The 17,616-nt window shown below is 64.9% G+C and carries 15 protein-coding genes and 1 riboswitch; of the genes, 9 read left to right on the plus strand and 6 right to left on the minus strand.

All coding sequences use genetic code 11. The features are described from left to right. Positions 1-153: 153 nt before the first annotated feature. On the minus strand, positions 154-2,073 hold the full coding sequence (locus tag FG94_RS00870; RefSeq protein ID WP_036205925.1) for a lytic transglycosylase domain-containing protein: 1,920 nt from the start codon (positions 2,071-2,073) through the stop codon (positions 154-156). Positions 2,074-2,288: 215 nt separating this feature from the next. Between FG94_RS00870 and FG94_RS00875 the strand changes: the two genes are divergently transcribed. Further along, complete coding sequence (locus tag FG94_RS00875; protein WP_036205926.1) at positions 2,289-2,828, plus strand: 5-formyltetrahydrofolate cyclo-ligase; 540 nt, start codon at positions 2,289-2,291, stop codon at positions 2,826-2,828. Positions 2,829-3,033: 205 nt separating this feature from the next. Here the strand turns inward: FG94_RS00875 and metF are convergent, their stop codons facing one another. The 4 genes from metF to metK all read right to left on the minus strand — a co-directional run bounded on the left by metF (position 3,034) and on the right by metK (position 7,228). Then, positions 3,034-3,864: a methylenetetrahydrofolate reductase [NAD(P)H] gene (metF, locus tag FG94_RS00880; protein WP_027868192.1), complete on the minus strand. Its 831-nt coding sequence runs from the start codon at positions 3,862-3,864 to the stop codon at positions 3,034-3,036. Beyond that, entirely contained in the window at positions 3,851-4,207 is a 357-nt protein-coding gene (locus tag FG94_RS00885; RefSeq protein ID WP_027868191.1) for a phage holin family protein, read from the minus strand. Before FG94_RS00885 ends, metF begins: the two co-directional genes overlap by 14 nt. 119 nt (positions 4,208-4,326) lie before the next feature. Then, positions 4,327-5,739 (minus strand): adenosylhomocysteinase, encoded by a 1,413-nt coding sequence (gene ahcY / locus FG94_RS00890; protein WP_036205927.1) that lies wholly within the window; start codon positions 5,737-5,739, stop codon positions 4,327-4,329. Positions 5,740-5,767: 28 nt separating this feature from the next. After that, positions 5,768-5,840, minus strand: a riboswitch (S-adenosyl-L-homocysteine riboswitch). A gap of 221 nt (positions 5,841-6,061) precedes the next feature. Then, positions 6,062-7,228, minus strand: a complete 1,167-nt coding sequence (metK, locus tag FG94_RS00895; protein ID WP_036205928.1) for a methionine adenosyltransferase — start codon at positions 7,226-7,228, stop codon at positions 6,062-6,064. A gap of 176 nt (positions 7,229-7,404) precedes the next feature. Between metK and FG94_RS00900 the strand changes: the two genes are divergently transcribed. The 4 genes from FG94_RS00900 to FG94_RS25735 all read left to right on the plus strand — a co-directional run bounded on the left by FG94_RS00900 (position 7,405) and on the right by FG94_RS25735 (position 11,008). Beyond that, the gene (locus FG94_RS00900) at positions 7,405-8,268 is read left to right on the plus strand and encodes a lysophospholipid acyltransferase family protein (protein ID WP_267872323.1); all 864 of its coding nucleotides are present in this window, start codon (positions 7,405-7,407) and stop codon (positions 8,266-8,268) included. Then, on the plus strand, positions 8,265-9,128 hold the full coding sequence (locus FG94_RS00905; RefSeq protein ID WP_036205930.1) for a lipid A biosynthesis acyltransferase: 864 nt from the start codon (positions 8,265-8,267) through the stop codon (positions 9,126-9,128). Before FG94_RS00900 ends, FG94_RS00905 begins: the two co-directional genes overlap by 4 nt. Before the next feature lie 48 nt (positions 9,129-9,176). Then, entirely contained in the window at positions 9,177-10,028 is an 852-nt protein-coding gene (dapF, locus tag FG94_RS00910) for a diaminopimelate epimerase (RefSeq protein WP_036205931.1), read from the plus strand. A gap of 449 nt (positions 10,029-10,477) precedes the next feature. After that, positions 10,478-11,008 carry a lysozyme inhibitor LprI family protein gene (locus FG94_RS25735; protein WP_051995938.1) on the plus strand — a complete coding sequence of 177 codons (531 nt, stop codon included), beginning with the start codon at positions 10,478-10,480 and terminating at the stop codon, positions 11,006-11,008. A 39-nt stretch (positions 11,009-11,047) separates the two neighbouring features. Here the strand turns inward: FG94_RS25735 and FG94_RS00920 are convergent, their stop codons facing one another. Continuing rightward, positions 11,048-12,667, minus strand: a complete 1,620-nt coding sequence (locus FG94_RS00920; protein WP_036205932.1) for an SEL1-like repeat protein — start codon at positions 12,665-12,667, stop codon at positions 11,048-11,050. A gap of 473 nt (positions 12,668-13,140) precedes the next feature. Between FG94_RS00920 and FG94_RS00925 the strand changes: the two genes are divergently transcribed. The 4 genes from FG94_RS00925 to xerC all read left to right on the plus strand — a co-directional run bounded on the left by FG94_RS00925 (position 13,141) and on the right by xerC (position 17,504). Further along, positions 13,141-14,193, plus strand: a complete 1,053-nt coding sequence (locus tag FG94_RS00925) for a porin (RefSeq protein ID WP_036205933.1) — start codon at positions 13,141-13,143, stop codon at positions 14,191-14,193. A gap of 216 nt (positions 14,194-14,409) precedes the next feature. Further along, complete coding sequence (locus FG94_RS00930; RefSeq protein ID WP_036205934.1) at positions 14,410-15,690, plus strand: porin; 1,281 nt, start codon at positions 14,410-14,412, stop codon at positions 15,688-15,690. A 207-nt stretch (positions 15,691-15,897) separates the two neighbouring features. Beyond that, positions 15,898-16,563 carry a DUF484 family protein gene (locus FG94_RS00935; RefSeq protein WP_036205935.1) on the plus strand — a complete coding sequence of 222 codons (666 nt, stop codon included), beginning with the start codon at positions 15,898-15,900 and terminating at the stop codon, positions 16,561-16,563. Positions 16,564-16,583: 20 nt separating this feature from the next. Further along, positions 16,584-17,504 carry a tyrosine recombinase XerC gene (gene xerC, locus FG94_RS00940; protein ID WP_081925704.1) on the plus strand — a complete coding sequence of 307 codons (921 nt, stop codon included), beginning with the start codon at positions 16,584-16,586 and terminating at the stop codon, positions 17,502-17,504. Positions 17,505-17,616: the final 112 nt, after the last annotated feature.

Genomic DNA, 17,616 nt, shown 5'->3' on the forward strand with positions numbered 1-17,616 from the left:
CTCCCAGCGCTGTAGCGTCTTGACCGTGATTCCCAGCAGCTTCGCTGCGTGTCCAATCGCTAAAGTGCTTTCCATGATCATTATTCGACACTTGGGTGCACATTAAGTTCGACTAGGGTCTAGCTCCTTCATTGGGGCCGAGGGCCCCGTGCGTCAGGGGAGGATGGACGCCCGCTCGCGCGGCTGCACGGGACGCAGGCGCGTCCGGATCGACTGCGGCTTGTTCTCGAACATGGCGGCGTAGTTGGTGGCGTTGGCCAGCACGTTGCGCACGTAGCCGCGGGTTTCGGAGAACGGGATCGATTCGACGAAGATCGCCCCTTCCATTGGCTGGTCCAGCACGCCGCGCCAGGCGCGCGAACGCGAGGGCCCGGCATTGTAGGCGGCCGTGGCGAGGATTTCGTCGCCGTCGAAGTTCTCCAGCACCATGTTCATGTAGTTGGCGCCGAGCGTGATATTGGTCCGCAAGTCGTTTAGCATGCTGTGCACGAAATTGTCCATCCCGATCTTGGCCGCCACCCACTTGCCGGTGGCCGGCATCACCTGCATCAGGCCGGAGGCGCCGACGCCGGAACGCGCATCGGTAATGAAGCGCGATTCCTGGCGGATCAGGCCGTAGACCCAGGCTTTATCGAGGCCCAGGCCCTGCGCGGTCGGGTGCAGGACGTCCAGGTGCGGCGCCGGGAAACGCTGTGCGTAGTCGAGCTCGGTACGCGTGCGCAGTGAGGTTTCGACGGTACGGTCGAGCAAATCGTTGCGGCGAGCGATCTCGCCGGCAGCCAGCAACTGACGGTCAGACATGCCGCGCAGCGCCCAGTTCCATTCGCGGTTGCCGTCGGCGCGCAGGCGCAGGGCGTAGAACTTCAGGGCGCGTTGCAGGCTCGGGTTGGCATTGCTGGATGCCAGTTCTTCGTTGCTGATCGGCTGGGCCGGCGGCGGCGCCACCACCTGGCGGCCGAGGTCGTCCAGCGCGAGCTGGCCGTAGAAATGGTGCTGGCTGGCGATGCGCTCGAAACCGGCATTCGCCTCCGCCATGCGGCCGTCGTGCTTGTCGGCGCGCGCCAGCCAGTAGACCCAGGCGCTGTCGGCGCGCAAATTTGGCGGCATCGCCTCGATGGTGGCGCGTACGGTTTTCCAGTCGCTGCGGCGCAGGGCGATGCGGGTCTTCCACTGCAATTGCTCATTGGTGAGCTGGATGCCGTTGGCGCGCTGCCAGTAGGTGGCGGCGTCCGGCGACAGGGCAATCGAGGCGGCGTGGGCGATGCTGGCCCAGCCGGTCGCGCGTTCCTGCGCGCTCAATTGCGGGCTGTTCTTTTCCAGGGCGACCGTGGCCAGCTTGAGGCTGGTGCGCGCCATGCGGCCGACCGCCACCAGGTAGACGGCGCGCTCGGCGCGGGTCTTGCCGATGCCGCGCGCCATCGCCACCGCCGGCGTGTCCACCGCCTGGGCGGCGCGGGTATCGGAGGCGCCGAGCAATGCGGCGGCGCGCCGCGCCGGACCGGTGGCATTGGCCTCTCCCGCCAGGCGCAGCTGCCACAGCAGGTCGTCTTCGCTGAACTGGCGGCTTTGCGCCAGCTGCGCGATCAGGGCGGCGCAGGCCTCGCCGTAATTAGCCGGGCTGAGCAGCACAGCGCGCGCTTCCTGCGCCACCGCTTCGCCGCGGCTGGCGCGCGCCAGCAGGGTATAGCAGCGCAGTTGCAGGTTGCTGCCGGCCAGCTGGCCGACTTCGCGCTCGAACGTGGCCCAGTCACCGCGGCGTCCGAGTTCGAGCAGCCACTCGCTGCGCATCAGCTCGGCGGCGGCCGTGCCCTCGTGGCGGCGCAGCACCTCGCGGATTTCCTCGGCCGTGGCGTTGGCGCCGGCGCCGCTCATCCTGGGTTTCAGCCGATAATAGTCGACATAGGACGCCAGCGGATAGTCGGGCGGCAGGCGCGATGCGAGGGCATTGGTGCGCGCGGCGTCATTCTGGCGCGCGGCTTCGCGCAGCAGCAGGAAGGTGTCGTCGTCGGCACGATTGTCTTGGGCCGGCGGGGCGCCGGGTGCGCCCGGCACGGTCGGTGCGCCGGATGGCACCGGCGGTACGGCCTGCGGCGCAGATTCTGCGTGGACTGTGCTAGAAGACAGCGTCCACAACGAAAACACAACAGCAAGGGCGACCGGCAGCGAGCCGGTTGTCAATCTCGATTGAAACATCCACAACTCTCAATATACGCTGCATTCAAACCATGACCGGCGAATCAAGAATACCATGTGCCCCCGGGCTACTACCAGAAACAGGCGCAAGCGCCATGCTCGATAAGCCACAGTTGCGCCGGACGCTCAAGGAGCGGCGCCGCGCCATCGACCACGCCACCAGGCTTGCCTGGGACGACCGCATCGGAGCGCGCGTGCTGGCATGGTGGCATGCCCGTCCCGGGACCACGCTGGGTGTGTACTGGCCGCTGGCGGGCGAACCCGACCTGCGTCCAGCCTACGCGGAATTGGCGGACGCAGGCGTACGGCTGGCCTTGCCTGTCGTGCTGGCGCGCGATACGGCGCTCGGATTTGCCGAATGGGTGCCGGGCGAGCCGACCGTGGCGGACAGCCTGGGCGTGGCGGTGCCGGCGGAATTGCGGATGGTGGACAGGCCGGATGCGCTCCTGGTGCCCTGCCTGGGTTTCGATGCGCGCGGCTACCGGCTGGGGTACGGGGGCGGGTTTTACGACAGGACGCTGGCCCTTGAACCGCGTCCGAGAACCTTGGGGATTGCTTATTCCTGCCAGCTGGCGGAATTCGAGATCGGGGAGTATGACATCCCGCTCGATCAGATCATTACGGAAGTGGAATGAGGTTGATCGCCTGAACACCCAACCGTAGGGTGGGCGGCTCCACCCGGTGTGTGATCAGTTCAGACGGTAGCGCCGCCCACGCGTTCAACCAGCGGAAGAATCGACGCGCGGGCAGCATTACCGAAGTTTGAACGCGTGGGCGGCATTTGCGATAGCTTGATGCAGCTATCTCGATGTAGCCGCCCACCCTACAAAAACAAACAGCCTACTTCACCAGCCTTTGCCAGATCGCGGTGGTCGCCGCGGCCTGGTTCATGCTGTAGAAATGCAGCCCCGGCGCGCCGCCCGCCAGCAGGCGCTCGCACAGGCTGCTCACCACGTCCAGGCCGAAAGCCTTGATCGAGGCGGTATCGTCACCGAAGCTGGCCAGCTTGTTGCGTACCCAGCGCGGGATCTCGGCGCCGCACATGTCGGAGAAGCGCATCAGCTGCGTGTAGTTGGTGATCGGCATGATGCCCGGCACCACCGGCACGTCCACGCCCAGCTTGCGGGCGTTGTCGATGAAATCGAAGTAGGCGTCCGCGTTGTAGAAATACTGGGTGATGGCGGAATTCGCGCCGGCCTGGATCTTGCGCGCGAAGGCCTGCAGGTCGTCCTGGGGCGAACGGGCCTGCGGATGCATTTCCGGATAGGCCGCCACTTCGATGTGGAACCAGTCGCCGGTTTCCTTGCGGATGAACTCGACCAGCTCGTTGGCGTAGCGGAACTCGCCGCCGCCGCCATAGCCGCTCGGCAGGTCGCCGCGCAGCGCCACCACGCGGCGGATGCCATTGTCCTGGAACTGCTGCAGGATAGCGCGCAGCGATTCGCGGGTGCCGCCGACGCAGGACAGGTGCGGGGCCGCTTCATGGCCGGCCGATTTGATCTCGAGCACGGTCTGCAAGGTGCCCTGCTGGGTGGTGCCGCCGGCGCCGAAGGTCACCGAGAAATAGGTGGGCTGCAACTCGGCCAGCTTCTGGCGCACGACGCGCAGCTTTTCCGCGCCTTCCCCGGTCTTCGGGGGGAAGAACTCGATACTGAAATTAGGAGTTTCCATCTTTGTCTTTGAGGAGCAAGGTAGAAAGCGCCCACGAAATGATGCTGTACAAAATCGCTGCAATGAAGGCCGACCAGAATCCGGCAACATTGAACCCGTCGATCCACTGCGACACCAGCCAGAACAGGAAGGCGTTGATGACGAGGATGAACAGGCCCAGCGACACCACCGTCACCGGCAGAGTCAGGATCACCAGGATGGGACGGATCAGGGTATTGACCAGCCCGAGCACGAGCGCAGCGATCAGCGCGGTCGTGAAATTGGTGACGGCGACGGAGGACATCAGGAACGGCAGGGCCATCAGGGCCACGGCATTGATCAGCCAGGTAATGAGCAAGCGCATCGTATCGACTTTCGTGGTACGCGGGCGCTTTTACCACTTGCGTGGTGAAAACGCCCGGCTGTTGAAAAAACGGGCGCTGGTTCGTGGAAAACGCAGCGCCCGCATTGACTACCTATTGATTAATAACGGTAGTGGTCCGGTTTGTACGGACCTTCCTGCTTCACCGAGATGTAGGCGGCCTGCTCTTCGGTCAGCGTGGTCAGCTGGGCATTGAGCTTCTTGAGCTGCAGGCGGGCGACCTTCTCGTCCAGGTGCTTCGGCAGGGTGTAAACGCCGACCGGGTACTTGTCGGTGTTGGCGAACAGTTCAATCTGGGCGATGGTCTGGTTCGCGAACGAGGAGCTCATCACGTACGACGGGTGGCCGGTGCCGCAGCCCAGGTTCACCAGGCGGCCTTCGGCCAGCAGGATGATGCGCTTGCCATCCGGGAAGATCACGTGGTCGACCTGCGGCTTGATGTTTTCCCACTCGTATTTCTTGAGTGCGGCGACTTCGATCTCGTTATCGAAGTGGCCGATGTTGCAGACGATGGCCTGATCCTTCATCTTGAGCATGTGCTGCTCGGTGATGACGTGGTAATTGCCGGTGCAGGTGACAAAGATGTCGCCGTGTTCGGCGGCGTAGTCCATGGTCACGACGCGGTAGCCTTCCATCGCGGCCTGCAGGGCGCAGATCGGGTCGATCTCGGTAACCCACACTTGGGCCGACAGCGCGCGCATGGCCTGGGCCGAACCTTTACCCACGTCACCGTAGCCGGCGATCACGGCGATCTTGCCGGCGATCATGACGTCGGTCGCGCGCTTGATGCCGTCCACCAGCGATTCGCGGCAGCCGTACAAGTTGTCGAACTTCGACTTGGTGACCGAATCGTTGACGTTGATCGCCGGGAAGGCCAGCTTGCCTTCCTGGTGCATCTGGTACAGGCGGTGCACGCCGGTGGTGGTTTCTTCGGTCACGCCGAGGATGCACGGCAGGCGCTTCGAGTACCAGGCCGGATCACGTGCCAGGCGGCCCTTGATCGAATTGAACAGGCAGATTTCTTCTTCCGAGCCCGGCTTGTCCAGCACCGAGATGTCCTTTTCCGCACGCACGCCCAGGTGCAGCAGCAGGGTGGCGTCGCCGCCGTCGTCCAGGATCATGTTGGCGTGGTTGTCCGACGGCCATTCGAAGATGCGGTGGGTGTATTCCCAGTACTCGTCCAGGGTTTCGCCCTTGACGGCGAACACCGGGGTGCCGACCGATGCGATGGCGGCGGCGGCGTGGTCCTGGGTCGAATAAATGTTGCACGATGCCCAGCGTACTTGCGCGCCGAGGGCTTCCAGGGTGCGGATCAGGACCGCGGTCTGGATGGTCATGTGCAGCGAACCGGCGATGCGCGCGCCCTTGAGCGGCTGGGCAGCAGCGTATTCCTCACGGATCGCCATCAGGCCCGGCATTTCGGTTTCTGCAATGCGGATTTCCTTCTCGCCCCAGGATGCCAGGGAGATGTCTGCGACGTGGAAATCGTTGATGTCTTTGAGTACGGCGCTCATCACGCCCTCCTTTCAATGGTTGAAAAAAGTAACGTGAGCGCGGTTGCTGATATCCGAGCCTGGCGAAGATGGGAATCTTCGTCGCAACGCTCCTCGGAATTCATAAGTTTAACACGAGTGGCTACGCGATGTGGCCGCTGGCGTTGTTTGGGAAGCTTTGGTTTATGGTGTAAGGATGCTAAATCACTGCGCCAGGGAATTGGGTTCCGGCCTTCGCCGGAACGACGTGCTTACAGTACCACTTAAGGATGAGCCGTCGTCCCGGCGCAGGCCGGGACCCAAGTTTGCGTGTGTACTAATAACGCACGCGTTAGCTACAGACTTACGACAGGCCGGCTTCGGCGCGCAGCAGCGCCGCCTTGTCGGTGCGCTCCCAGGTGAACTCCGGCTCTTCGCGGCCGAAGTGGCCGTAGGCGGCGGTCTTGGCGTAGATCGGGCGCAGCAGGTCGAGCATCTGGACGATGCCTTTCGGGCGCAGGTCGAAGTGTTCCATCACCAGCTGGGCGATCTTTTCGTCCGAGATGAGGCCGGTGCCTTCGGTGTACACGGTGATGTTGATCGGACGGGCCACGCCGATCGCGTAGCTGACCTGCACCTGGCACTGGCGCGCCAGGCCGGCGGCCACGATGTTCTTGGCGACGTAGCGCGCGGCGTAGGCTGCCGAGCGGTCGACCTTGGACGGATCCTTGCCCGAGAACGCGCCGCCGCCGTGCGGGGCTGCGCCGCCGTAGGTGTCGACGATGATCTTGCGGCCGGTCAGGCCGCAGTCGCCCTGCGGGCCGCCGATGACGAAGCGGCCGGTCGGGTTGACCAGGAACTTGGTGCCGCCAAGCCATTCACGCGGCAGGACCGGCTTGATGATCTCTTCGATGACCGCTTCTTCGATCTGCGAGTGGGTCACGTCCGGGTGGTGCTGGGTCGACAGGACCACGGTGTCGACGGCGACCGGGCGGCCGTCGACGTAGCGCAGGGTGACCTGCGACTTGGCGTCCGGACGCAGCCATGGCAGGCGGCCGTCCTTGCGCAGCTGCGACTGGCGCTCGACCAGGCGGTGCGAATAATAAATGGCGGCCGGCATCAGTTCCGGGGTCTCGTCGCAGGCATAGCCGAACATCAGGCCCTGGTCGCCCGCGCCCTGGTCCAGATCCAGGCCCGCGCCTTCGTCCACGCCCTGGGCGATGTCCGGCGACTGCTTGTCGTAGCAGACCATGACGGCGCAGCCACGATAGTCGATGCCGAAATCGGTGTTGTCGTAGCCGATGCGCTTGATGGTGTTGCGCGCTACCTGGATGTAGTCGACGTTGGCGTGGGTGGTGATTTCACCCGCCAGCACCACCAGGCCGGTGTTGCACAGGGTTTCGGCGGCGACGCGGGCGCGCGGATCCTGTTCCAGGATGGCGTCGAGGATACTGTCGGAAATCTGATCGGCGACCTTGTCGGGGTGGCCTTCGGAAACGGATTCGGAAGTGAAGAGGTAGTCGTTGGACATGGTGGCTCCGGTTACTGCTGTGTTAAGTACTTGCCGCAGCAACGGTTGCCTGCGACGCTTTAGCGACATTTATATTCCGCTTCGCAAGTTGTCTATTAACTCGGCGGATCCTGCATAAAGTGGTATTTTACGCTTCCTTCGAGAATTTTGCTCTACCGAGCAGCGCTCTTTCAACCCTGGTCAATCGCATGTTAGTTTTTTTATTCCGTGCACTATCGGTATTTCCATTGCCGTTTCTGCATGCTCTCGGCGCGGCCCTCGGCTGGCTCGTCTATTTAGCTTCCGGTTCGTACCGCCGGCGCCTGCGCGCCAACCTGGTCCAGGCCGGCTATGAACACCACCTGAACGCCGCCGTCGCCGAAGCCGGCAAGGCCATCATCGAACTGGCCTTCGTCTGGTGCGCCGACCCGAAACGCGTGGCCCGCCATGCCAGCGTTGAGAATTGGGACCTGGTGCAGCAGCGCCTGGATGCCGGCAAGGGCATCGTGTTCCTGACGCCACACCTGGGCTGCTTCGAGATGACGGCCCAGCAGATCGCGCTGCAGACCGCCCTCACCGTCATGTACCGCCCGCCGAGGAAGAGCGCGCTGAAACCCCTGGTCGAAGGCGCCCGTGCGCGCCACAACCTCAAGCTGGCGCCGGCGACCCTGTCCGGCGTGCGCATCCTGGCCAAGACCCTGAAATCCGGCGAACCGATCGGCCTGCTGCCCGACCAGGTGCCGCAGGAAGGCGAAGGCGTGTGGGCGCCCTGGTTCGGCCGTACTGCCTACACCATGACCCTGCCTGCAAAATTAGCGCAGCTGGGCAAGGCCGACATCCTGCTGGTGTATGCCGAGCGCCTGCCGCGCGGCCGCGGCTACGTGGTGCGCTTCGTGCCCTTCGAGGGCAGCCTGGAAGGCAACGCAGCGGACCAGGCGGCCTCGATCAACCGCGCCATGGAGCAGCTGATCGCGCGCTGCCCGGCGCAGTACTTCTGGAGCTACAACCGCTACAAGCAGCCGGAAGGCGTGGCCGGTCCGGAAAGCGAGGCCGCGGCATGAGGCTCCTGCTCGGTATTTTGTGGCTGCTGCACTTCCTGCCGCTGCCCATCCTCGGTCGCCTCGGCGAAGCGGTCGGCAGCCTGATGTTCCTGATCATGGGCAAGCGCCGCCGCATCACCCTGACCAATCTGCGCCTGTGCATGCCCGAGAAATCGGAGAGCGAACGCCATGCGATCGCGAAACAGCATTTCCGCGCCTACGCGCGCAGCATCTTCGAGCGTTCGATCCTGTGGTGGGCGCCGGAAGCGCGCGTGCGCAGCTACATCCACGTCGAGCCGGGCGTGCCGAAGGCCGAGATGGAGGCGGGCCCGACCATCCTGCTGTGCCCGCATTTCGTCTGCCTCGACGTGGCCGGCGTGGCCTCGCGCGTGATTCCGGTGTGCAGCATGTACGTGCCGCAGAAGAACGAAGCCTTCGACAAACTGCTGCGCCATGGTCGCGAACGCTACGGCCCGGTGCGCCTGGTAACGCGCAAGGAAGGCATCAAGCCGATCCTGCGCGCGCTGCGCGACGGCCTGCCCTACTTCATGCTGCCCGACATGGACTTCGGCGAGAAGGATGCCGAGTTCGTGCCCTTCTTCGGCATCCCGGCCGCCACCCTCACCGCACTGGGCCGCATCGCGGCCACCACCGGCGCCAAGGTGATCCCGGTGGTCGCCACCTACTTGCCGAACTACCAGGGCTGGCGTGTGCGTTTCTACCCGGCGTGGGAAAATTACCCGGGCGACGACATGGTCGAGGCGACCCGCCGCATGAACGCCTTCATCGAGGAGCGCGTGCGTGAGGCGCCGGCGGAGTACTTCTGGACCCATAAGCGCTTCAAGACCCGCCCGCCCGGCGAGCCCTCGTTCTACGACTAATTAAGCTGCGCTAATCCTTTTGGGATTTAATTAAGCTGGACTGAACCTATGAAACTGAAATTCACCAAGATGCACGGCGCGGGCAACGACTTCATCGTCGTCGACGCCATCCACCAGGACGTGAACCTGAGCACCGAACAATGGCGCCGGCTGGCCGACCGCCGTTTCGGCATCGGCGCCGACCAGATCCTGGTGGTGGAGCGCCCGGTGAGCGAGGGCGTCGATTTCCGCTACCGCATCTTCAACAGCGATGGGGGCGAGGTCGAGCAGTGCGGCAACGGCGCGCGCGCCTTTGCCCGCTTCGTCAGCGACAAGGGTTTATCCGGCGAGCGCAGCATCCGGGTCGAGACCATGAAGGGCATCATCGCCCCGCGCCTGGAAGAAGACGGCGGCGTGACGGTGGACATGGGCGCGCCGCGCCTGGACCCGGCCGAGGTGCCATTTGATGCCGCCGGCCTGGACGGCTCGCTTGAGGCCGAAGACACCACCTGGCCGCTGTCGGTGGACGGCAAGACCGTGTTCGTGTCGGTGGTCTCGATGGGCAACCCGCACGCGGTGCAGGTGGTCGACGATGTCGATACCTTCCCGGTCGAGAGCATGGGGCCCGCGATCGAAACCCATGCGCGCTTCCCGAAGAAGGTAAACGCCGGCTTCATGCAGGTGCTGGACCGCCACCACGTCAAGCTGCGCGTGTTCGAACGCGGCGCCGGCGAGACCCTGGCCTGCGGCACCGGCGCCTGCGCGGCCGTGGTGGCTGGCATCCGGCGCGGCCTGCTCGATTCGCCGGTGCGCGTGTCGGCGCGCGGTGGCGAGCTCAGCATTGCTTGGGCGGGCGTGGGCCAGCCGGTCTATCTCAGCGGTCCGGCGGTGACCGTGTTCGAGGGCGAAGTCGAGGTCTGAAACGGGTCTGGCGCCGACCTCGGACCGGGGCCCGGCGCACATTCGGAGAAGTCGATGCGCATATTACTACTCATCCTTTTCGCAAGTGCTTGCGCCCTGGCCGAAGCAGCGCCGGCACGCAAATCGTGCGGAACGTTTTCTTCTCCCTACTCCGTATCGTCTCCCCTGACGATCGCAGAGATCGAAAAGCACGAAATGCAGAAGACCACTGCCATGCTGAAAATGCGGGCGGACCTTCCCAAGGTCCCGTTTGCTTTCATGCATGGCGAGTGGCTCAGCTTTAAATCCAGGCTTCGACCTGGCGACGAGATTGTCGCTTTCAACTCCGGGGGGGGATTCCTGGCACCATCTTGCGGGAGAAATGGGCTACGCAATGCTGCGCCGTGGCTGCGTCATCGAGACTTTCGTGACAATGCGAAATTGATACGGTAAAGAAAAGGTCCCGAAATATGAAGATGCAAGGAAGGTGGCAACTTGCTGGCCTCAAGGGCGGTACGTGGTTGCACCTATTGGTGCTTGCCCTGCTGTGCGCTTGCTTCTTTCAGGTGAATGCAGCCGAGGTACCAGCTTCACCGGAAGATATTGCTCAGCAAAAGCAAGAGCATTGTGGCGACGGAAACATGTTGCAGATGAGCTTGTGCATGAGCCGAGAGACCAGGGAATCCGACGACCGCCTGAACCTGGTGTATGCAGGGCTGATGAAGGCACTTGCCAAGCCGCACAGCTTGCAAGCTGCACAGCGCAGATGGATCGCATTTCGCGACGCCGAATGCAAACTCCGGACTGAAGCCACCCAGGGCGGCAGCATCCACAATTTTTCGGTCAATCTATGCCGGATGCGACTGACCGAGCAGCGCATCGCGACGCTCGAGGATATTCGCCCATGCAATGGCTGCGTCGAATTCAAGGCCAGGTATAACGGAGCGGAGGAGTTCAGTCTGCCCAAGCGGAATCGCATTCCGGCATCCAGGGATCTGTAACGGGACGAAGTATTACCCTTGCCAGCAGGCGCCTCGCGATCAGGCCGCCAGGCCGATCTCCGCCGTCCCATCCCCATCGTCCTCGCCTTTGGCGGGCATGCCAACCAGCGTCCGCAGCCGGTACAGCCGCTGCCGGTAATTCCCCTCCGGCCCCGACGGCCCGCAATCGATCCCTTCGAACAGGCGCGCGACGCGATCGAGCGCATGGCGTTCCTGCGCCGTCTCGACCAGCACCAGGCGGCGCTTGCTGCGGCCGTAGCTGGCGCGGATGTCGATCACCAGGCAGTGGCCCTGGTCGGCGGCGGACACGTCCAGCAGCAGCGCTTCCGCCCGTGACAGGCTGAACAGCGCCGCGAGTTCCAGCCGCGCGTGCAGCAGCGGGTGCGCCTGCAGCGCTTCCTCGTGCCCGGCCAGCAGCTTGCCGGTCTCGACATAGGGGGGCGTGTCCAGGCGCGGGGCGATCTTGCGCAGCAGCACCAGCGCCTCGGCGCAGCCCTGGGCGGCCGCCTTCTGCAGCCAGTAGGCGGCGCGGACGTCGTTGTTCTCGTTCTCGCGGCGCGCCCGCCAGGCGTTGTGTCCGCATTCGAGCTGGGCGTCGCGATAGCCCATCTCGGCCGCGCGCTCGAGGTAGCGCTGGGCATCGGCAACATTGCGTTGCGAGAACTCGGGCTTGATATAGATGCGCGACAGGGCGTACCAGGCCTGGGCCAGGCCCTGTTCGCCCGCCAGGCTCAGCCAGCGGATCGCCTTCTTGAAATTGGCGGCGCCACCACCGCCGGCGATGCGGCGGCCGTCGACACCCATGCGCGCGCAGCGCAAGCCCATCGCCAGCTGGGCGTGGCGGTCGTGTTCGGCCGCGGCGAGCTCCCAGAAGCACAGCGGTTCGCCCGGCGCAGGCGTGATGCCATGCCGGACCGCGTGTTCGGCCTGCCCGCCTTCGTGGAAGGCGCTGTCGTCGAGCAGGCGCGCGACGCGCGACAGCAATGCGATGTCGGCCGGCGCCAGCCGCTGCACGCCATCCTGGCTGGCGGCGGTACGCACGAGCGTGCGCGCCAGCGGCAGCGCGCGCGCCAGGTAGTCGTCCCAGCGCCCGGCGTCCCAGGCCTGCTCGAGCACGGCGGACTGGGCGGCGGCGACGCCGCTGTCGGCCGCGCGCCGCAGCCAGGCCTGGGCCGAGACCAGCGCAGTCCCGGCACCGGCAGCCGCGCCGGCCAGCCGTCCCGGTGCGGCGTCGCGCCGGCGCGCCAGCAGCCATTGGGCATCGGGAAAGCCGGCGCGGGCGGCGTCTTCGAGCGCACGCAAGGCCTTGGCGGATCCGGGAGTATCGGGGGTGGCGCCGGGGGCGCTGCCGTCGCCCAGCACCAGCTGCGCGAACACGAGCCCCGCATGCACGCTGCCGTCGTCATAGGCGCGTTCGTACCAGGGGGCGAGCGCCCCGGCGCTGGGCTGGGCCAGCGCGAGCGGGATATGGTTGCCGATCAGTTGCCAGGCCTGCCGGCATTCCTGCCGCGCGGCGCGCTCGAGCCAGTGCAGCGCGGTCGGCAGGCTCTGCGGCAGACCGGCGCTGCCGAACAGGTAGAGCTTGCCCAGCTCGAGCTGGGCAGCGGCCTGCCCGGCACGTGCGTTGCGGATGATCGCCAGTTCTTCGCGGTTCGCCATTGTTGCTTGTCTTGGTATGGAATCGGCCAGCGCGGTCAGGCGGACTGGAGCGGGAATCACGCTCGAACGATGGCAAGAAAAGGCGCTGCCGCAGGACGGCCCCACACCAAAAAGTTTGCCAATATACAAGGATTCCCGACCTGCCGTCGCCGCGCACCTCGGTTTGACGCAGAGTCTACGGCGTCATTGCGGCCGTTCTGCTCGAATTCCGGCCTTCCTTGAGGCGGCGCAAACTGCTCAATTGATGAGCTCGACGCTTACTTTGAAGCAATTTGTTACATCTTCGTGATCTGCGTTTCAAAAATACAACAGCACGATTGGATTTATTGGCTTTCGACCAACCCCGCCCTTCATAATTGACAAAACCGACAATCTTGACGACTCAAGGATTTAAGGTGCAGTTATCCGGGCATTCAGTTTTTTAGGCCTCAATGCCGGGATAGCTGAGATTCACTTAAGAAAAAGGAAACACAATGAAACACTCCCTCCTGGCCGCAGCACTGCTTGGCGCATTCGCTGCCGGCACCGTGCACGCACAAACTTCGGTCCAGATCTACGGCACCATCGACGCAGGCGTCATCAAGCGCAGCGGCGAAAGCCTCAACATCGGCAAGCGCGCCTCGAACACCCTCGGTTTCAAGGGCACTGAAGAACTGGGTAACGGCCTCAAGGCACTGTTCCAACTGGAAATGCGTTACGAGCCGGACACCGGCACCAATGAAATCGGCAGCAACGGCACCCAGCGTCCGCTGTTCCAGGGCCAGAGCCGCGTCGGCCTGCAGGGCGACTTCGGCATGGTCCGCATCGGCCGCGGCCTGACCCCGTTCCACGAAACCGTGGGCGCCTTCGAACCCTTCCACGCTTCGCCGAGCCCGGCTGGCTTCTGGACCGACCTGGCCGTCGCCGGCTACAGCTCGCAGCCGCTGGACGTGCAGGGCTATTCGAGCAACCGCTTCTCGAACGCGGTCTGGTACAACTCGCCGGTCACCAGCGGCTTCCAGCTGAACGCCGCCATCGCCACCAAGGAAGGCGGCGGCGGCCCGGCCGTCATCGGCCGCGGCACCCCGGCAGCCCCGCAGTACCCGGTGGGCGCCGAAGCATCGGCCAACCCGTTCTCGATCACCGGCACCTACAACAACGGTCCGGCAGCCTTCATGGCCGGCTACGAGCGCAACGCCATCGAATCGAAGGTCTGGTCGATCGGCGCCTCGCTCTCGGCCACCCCGGAACTGAAGCTGATGGGCCTGTACACGAAGCAGGACCAGGAGCACAACCGCTTCGCCAACGCCAACACCACCGCATGGGTGCTGGGCGCGAACTACACCATGGGCCCAGGCAAGTTCCTGGCCGGCTATGGCCAGAAGGACGTCGATGGCCTGCAGAAGGTCAAGCAGCTGTCGCTCGGCTATGAATACAGTCTGTCGAAGCGCACCTACCTGTACATCGATGCGTCGCGCAAGAAGGGCATCAACGCCCTGCAGTCCACTGTCAACCACTACGACGTGGGCGTGAATCACTCGTTCTAAGCCGTATCCGGAGGACAGGCCCGCGGCCTGTCCTTCCAAGGGGCGGACATGGGCAACCATGCCCGCCCTTTTTTTGCCCTGTTTTTGTAGTTTTTAAGCAACGCCGGTCAAGACGCCGGGGCCTCCTGCATCCGGGGCCTGTACAGTGCACTGAAGCAATGGCATATTGGCAAGGCGCGTAACAAAACGCTCGTTCGCAAAATTAATGGAGACCCAATGAAGAAAAGTATCCTGGCCGCGCTGCTCGGCACCTGTTTCGCAATCCCGGCCTTCGCGCAGACCAGCGTGCAGATCTACGGTATCGCCGACGCCGGCGTCATGTGGCAGAAGGGCGGCCCGACCAAGATCTATAGCGGCGGCGCCGACGGTTCGCGCATCGGTTTCAAGGGCACCGAGGATCTCGGCAACGGCTACAAGGCAATCTTCAATCTCGAAGCACGCGTCGAGCTCGACACCGGCACCCAGCAGCCGACCCTGATGAACGACAATCCGGGCACCTACCTGCTGCGCGGCATGAACGGCATCCCGCCGGCGATCCTGGGCCGCCTGCAATCCCTGATCCAGCCGCCGGGTGGCCCGGCCGTCAACCAGGAGCGCGCCCTGTTCGACCGCACCGCCATGGTCGGCCTGATCACCCCGGTGGGCGCCGTCCTGCTGGGCCGCATGTACACCCCGGGCTATGAAGTCTTCAACAAGGCCGACACCTTCGAATCGGGCACCGGCGGCACCTGGGGCCACGTGACCGGCGGCACCGCGGGCTTCACCGCACTGGGCGCCGACATCCGCTCGCAGGAAGCCATCCAGTACCGCATCGCCCTGCCGAACGGCATCGGCGCTTCGCTGATGTACGGTCCGAAGGGTTCGGGCTACCTGGGCCGCTACAACAAGTTCCGTGCCGGCGCCGTCACCTATACCGCCAACGGCCTCGACGTCGGCATCGGCTACAACCACGGCTACGACCAGCAGAACCGTCCGAGCCTGCGCACCACCACCGTGGGCGGCTCCTACCAGCTGAACGAGACCTGGAAACTGTTCGCCGGCTTCCACAGCCAGCGCAACACCAACTCGGTGCTGATGGCCGACTACACCGCAGGGTGGGACGCGGGCGTGACCCCGGTGCTGACCCAGCAAGGCGTGCCAGCGGCTAACCAGGCTGCGCTGCGCAACATCTTCGTGAACGCACTGCGCAACAATACCCAGCAGGACGCCAACAGCTACCAGGTGGGCGCACACTACAAGATCGGCAGCGGCCGCATCATGGCCCAGTACGCGCACCAGAACGACCGCACCGCCACCAACAGCGACGCCAACCTGTACGCGATCGGCTACGACCACTTCCTGTCGAAGCGCACCGACCTGTACACCGTCGCGGCCTTCATCAAGAACAAGGGCCTGGCACAGTACTCGCCGGGCACCTCGGGCAACCCGGGCGGCTTCACCGAGACCCCGGGCGCAGACGGCCGCGCACTGCAAGTCGGCATCCGCCACCGCTTCTGAGAGGGCGCCCAACAATTCCCCCCATGGCTGCGTTGCATCGTCTCGCCGTACTAGCGTACTGTCTTCGACGATGCGCCTTGCCCTGGGGGTTTTGTTGAACGCCCAAACAGAGCAGAGAGACGCCCTCCTGGGCGTCTTTTTTTATGTCCGTTGCTCTACTGCCCGTCAGGTAGAATGGCGGACGGATATCTTTCACCTCGAGCTTTCATGACCACCGATACGATCGACGCCAACGCCGTTGCCCAATACCTCATCGACCACCCGCAATTCTTCGAGGAGCACGCCGGCCTGCTGGGCGAAGTGAAGCTGTCGAGCCCGCTGACCGGCCGTGCCGTGTCGCTGCAGGAGCGCCAGATGGAGGTCATGCGCGACAAGTACCGCGTCCTCGAACTGCGCCTGGCCGAGCTGACCCGCCGCGCCGAGGAAAACCACGCCATCGCCAACCGCTTCCACGCCTGGAACCAGGCCCTGCTCGCCTCCAGGGGCGACGCCGCCATGCCGCGCGACCTGGTCGACGCGCTGCGCACCGAATTCATGGTGCCGCAGGTGACGCTGCGCTTGTGGAACCTGAAGCCGGAGCATGCCGACGCCTGGTTCGCCAATGGCGTGTCGGACGATGCCCGTCTGTTCGCAGCTAGCCTGCGCGCGCCCTACTGCGGCCTGAACAACGACTTCGAAGCGGTGCGCTGGCTCGACGACCCGGCCGCGGTGCGCTCGACCGTCCTGATGCCGCTCACGGCCGGCGGCAAGACCTTCGGCCTGCTGGTGCTGGGCGCGCCGAACGACGATCGCTTCACCGCGACCATGGCGACCGACTTCCTGGTCCACATCGCCACCACCGCCAGCACTGCGCTGGCCCCGCTGCGCGCCTGACGGCCATGGAGGCAGCGGCGATGGACTGGCCGACCCGCTACCTGGGCGAGCTGGCCACCCAGCGCCAGCTGTCGCCGCACACGGTCGCGGCCTACCGCCGCGACCTGGCGGAACTCGCTACCCTGGCCGGTCACGAAGACTGGCCGACGTTGACCCACCACGACATCCGCCGCTTCGCGGCGAAAATGCATGCCGGCGGCCAGTCGGCACGTTCGATCGCGCGCAAGCTGTCCGGCTGGCGCGGCTTCTACGACTGGCTGTCGCGCCAGATGCCCCTGCCGGCCAACCCGGTCGAGGGCGTGCGGGCGCCACGCCGCCCGAAAACCCTGCCCAAGGCCCTGTCGGTCGACGACGCGGTGCAGCTGATGGAAGCCAATGCCAAGGGCCATTCCGAGCCGGCCGAGCTGTGCGACCGCGCCATGTTCGAGCTGCTGTATTCGAGCGGCCTGCGGGTGTCGGAACTCGCCGGCCTGGACATGGTCTATACCGAAGCCGGCAATGGCATGCCCGCCTCGCTCGGCTGGCTGGACCTGCAGGCCGGCGAAGTGGTGGTCACCGGCAAGGGCGGCAAGATGCGGCGCGTACCCGTCGGTGCGCCGGCGCGCTCGGCACTTTCCGCCTGGCTGGCCGTGCGCCCCGCGCCGCGCGACGGCAGCGCCGCGCTGTTCCTATCAAGTCGCGGCAGCCGCATCACGCCGCGCGTGGTGCAGACCCGCCTGAAGGCGCATGCGCTGCGCGCAGGCACGCCGGTGCACGTCCACCCGCACGTGCTGCGCCACTCCTTTGCTTCGCATGTGCTGCAATCCTCGGGGGATCTGCGCGCGGTGCAGGAACTGCTGGGGCACGCGAGCATTACCTCGACGCAGATCTACACGGCCCTCGACTTCCAGCATCTTGCCGCTGTCTACGACAAAGCCCATCCAAGGGCCAAGGCAAAGTAAAACGCCCAAGACGATTGCAACGTCCAAGAAGGCCACCAGTGCAAGGCGGGTCGTCGAGACAGTACGTTAGTACGGCGAGACGACCCAACGCAGCAATGGGGGACTTATTGGA

It is taken from the genome of Massilia sp. LC238 (genome assembly GCF_000735635.1).
In the GTDB taxonomy this organism is placed as follows: Bacteria; Pseudomonadota; Gammaproteobacteria; order Burkholderiales; family Burkholderiaceae_D; genus Telluria; species Telluria varians.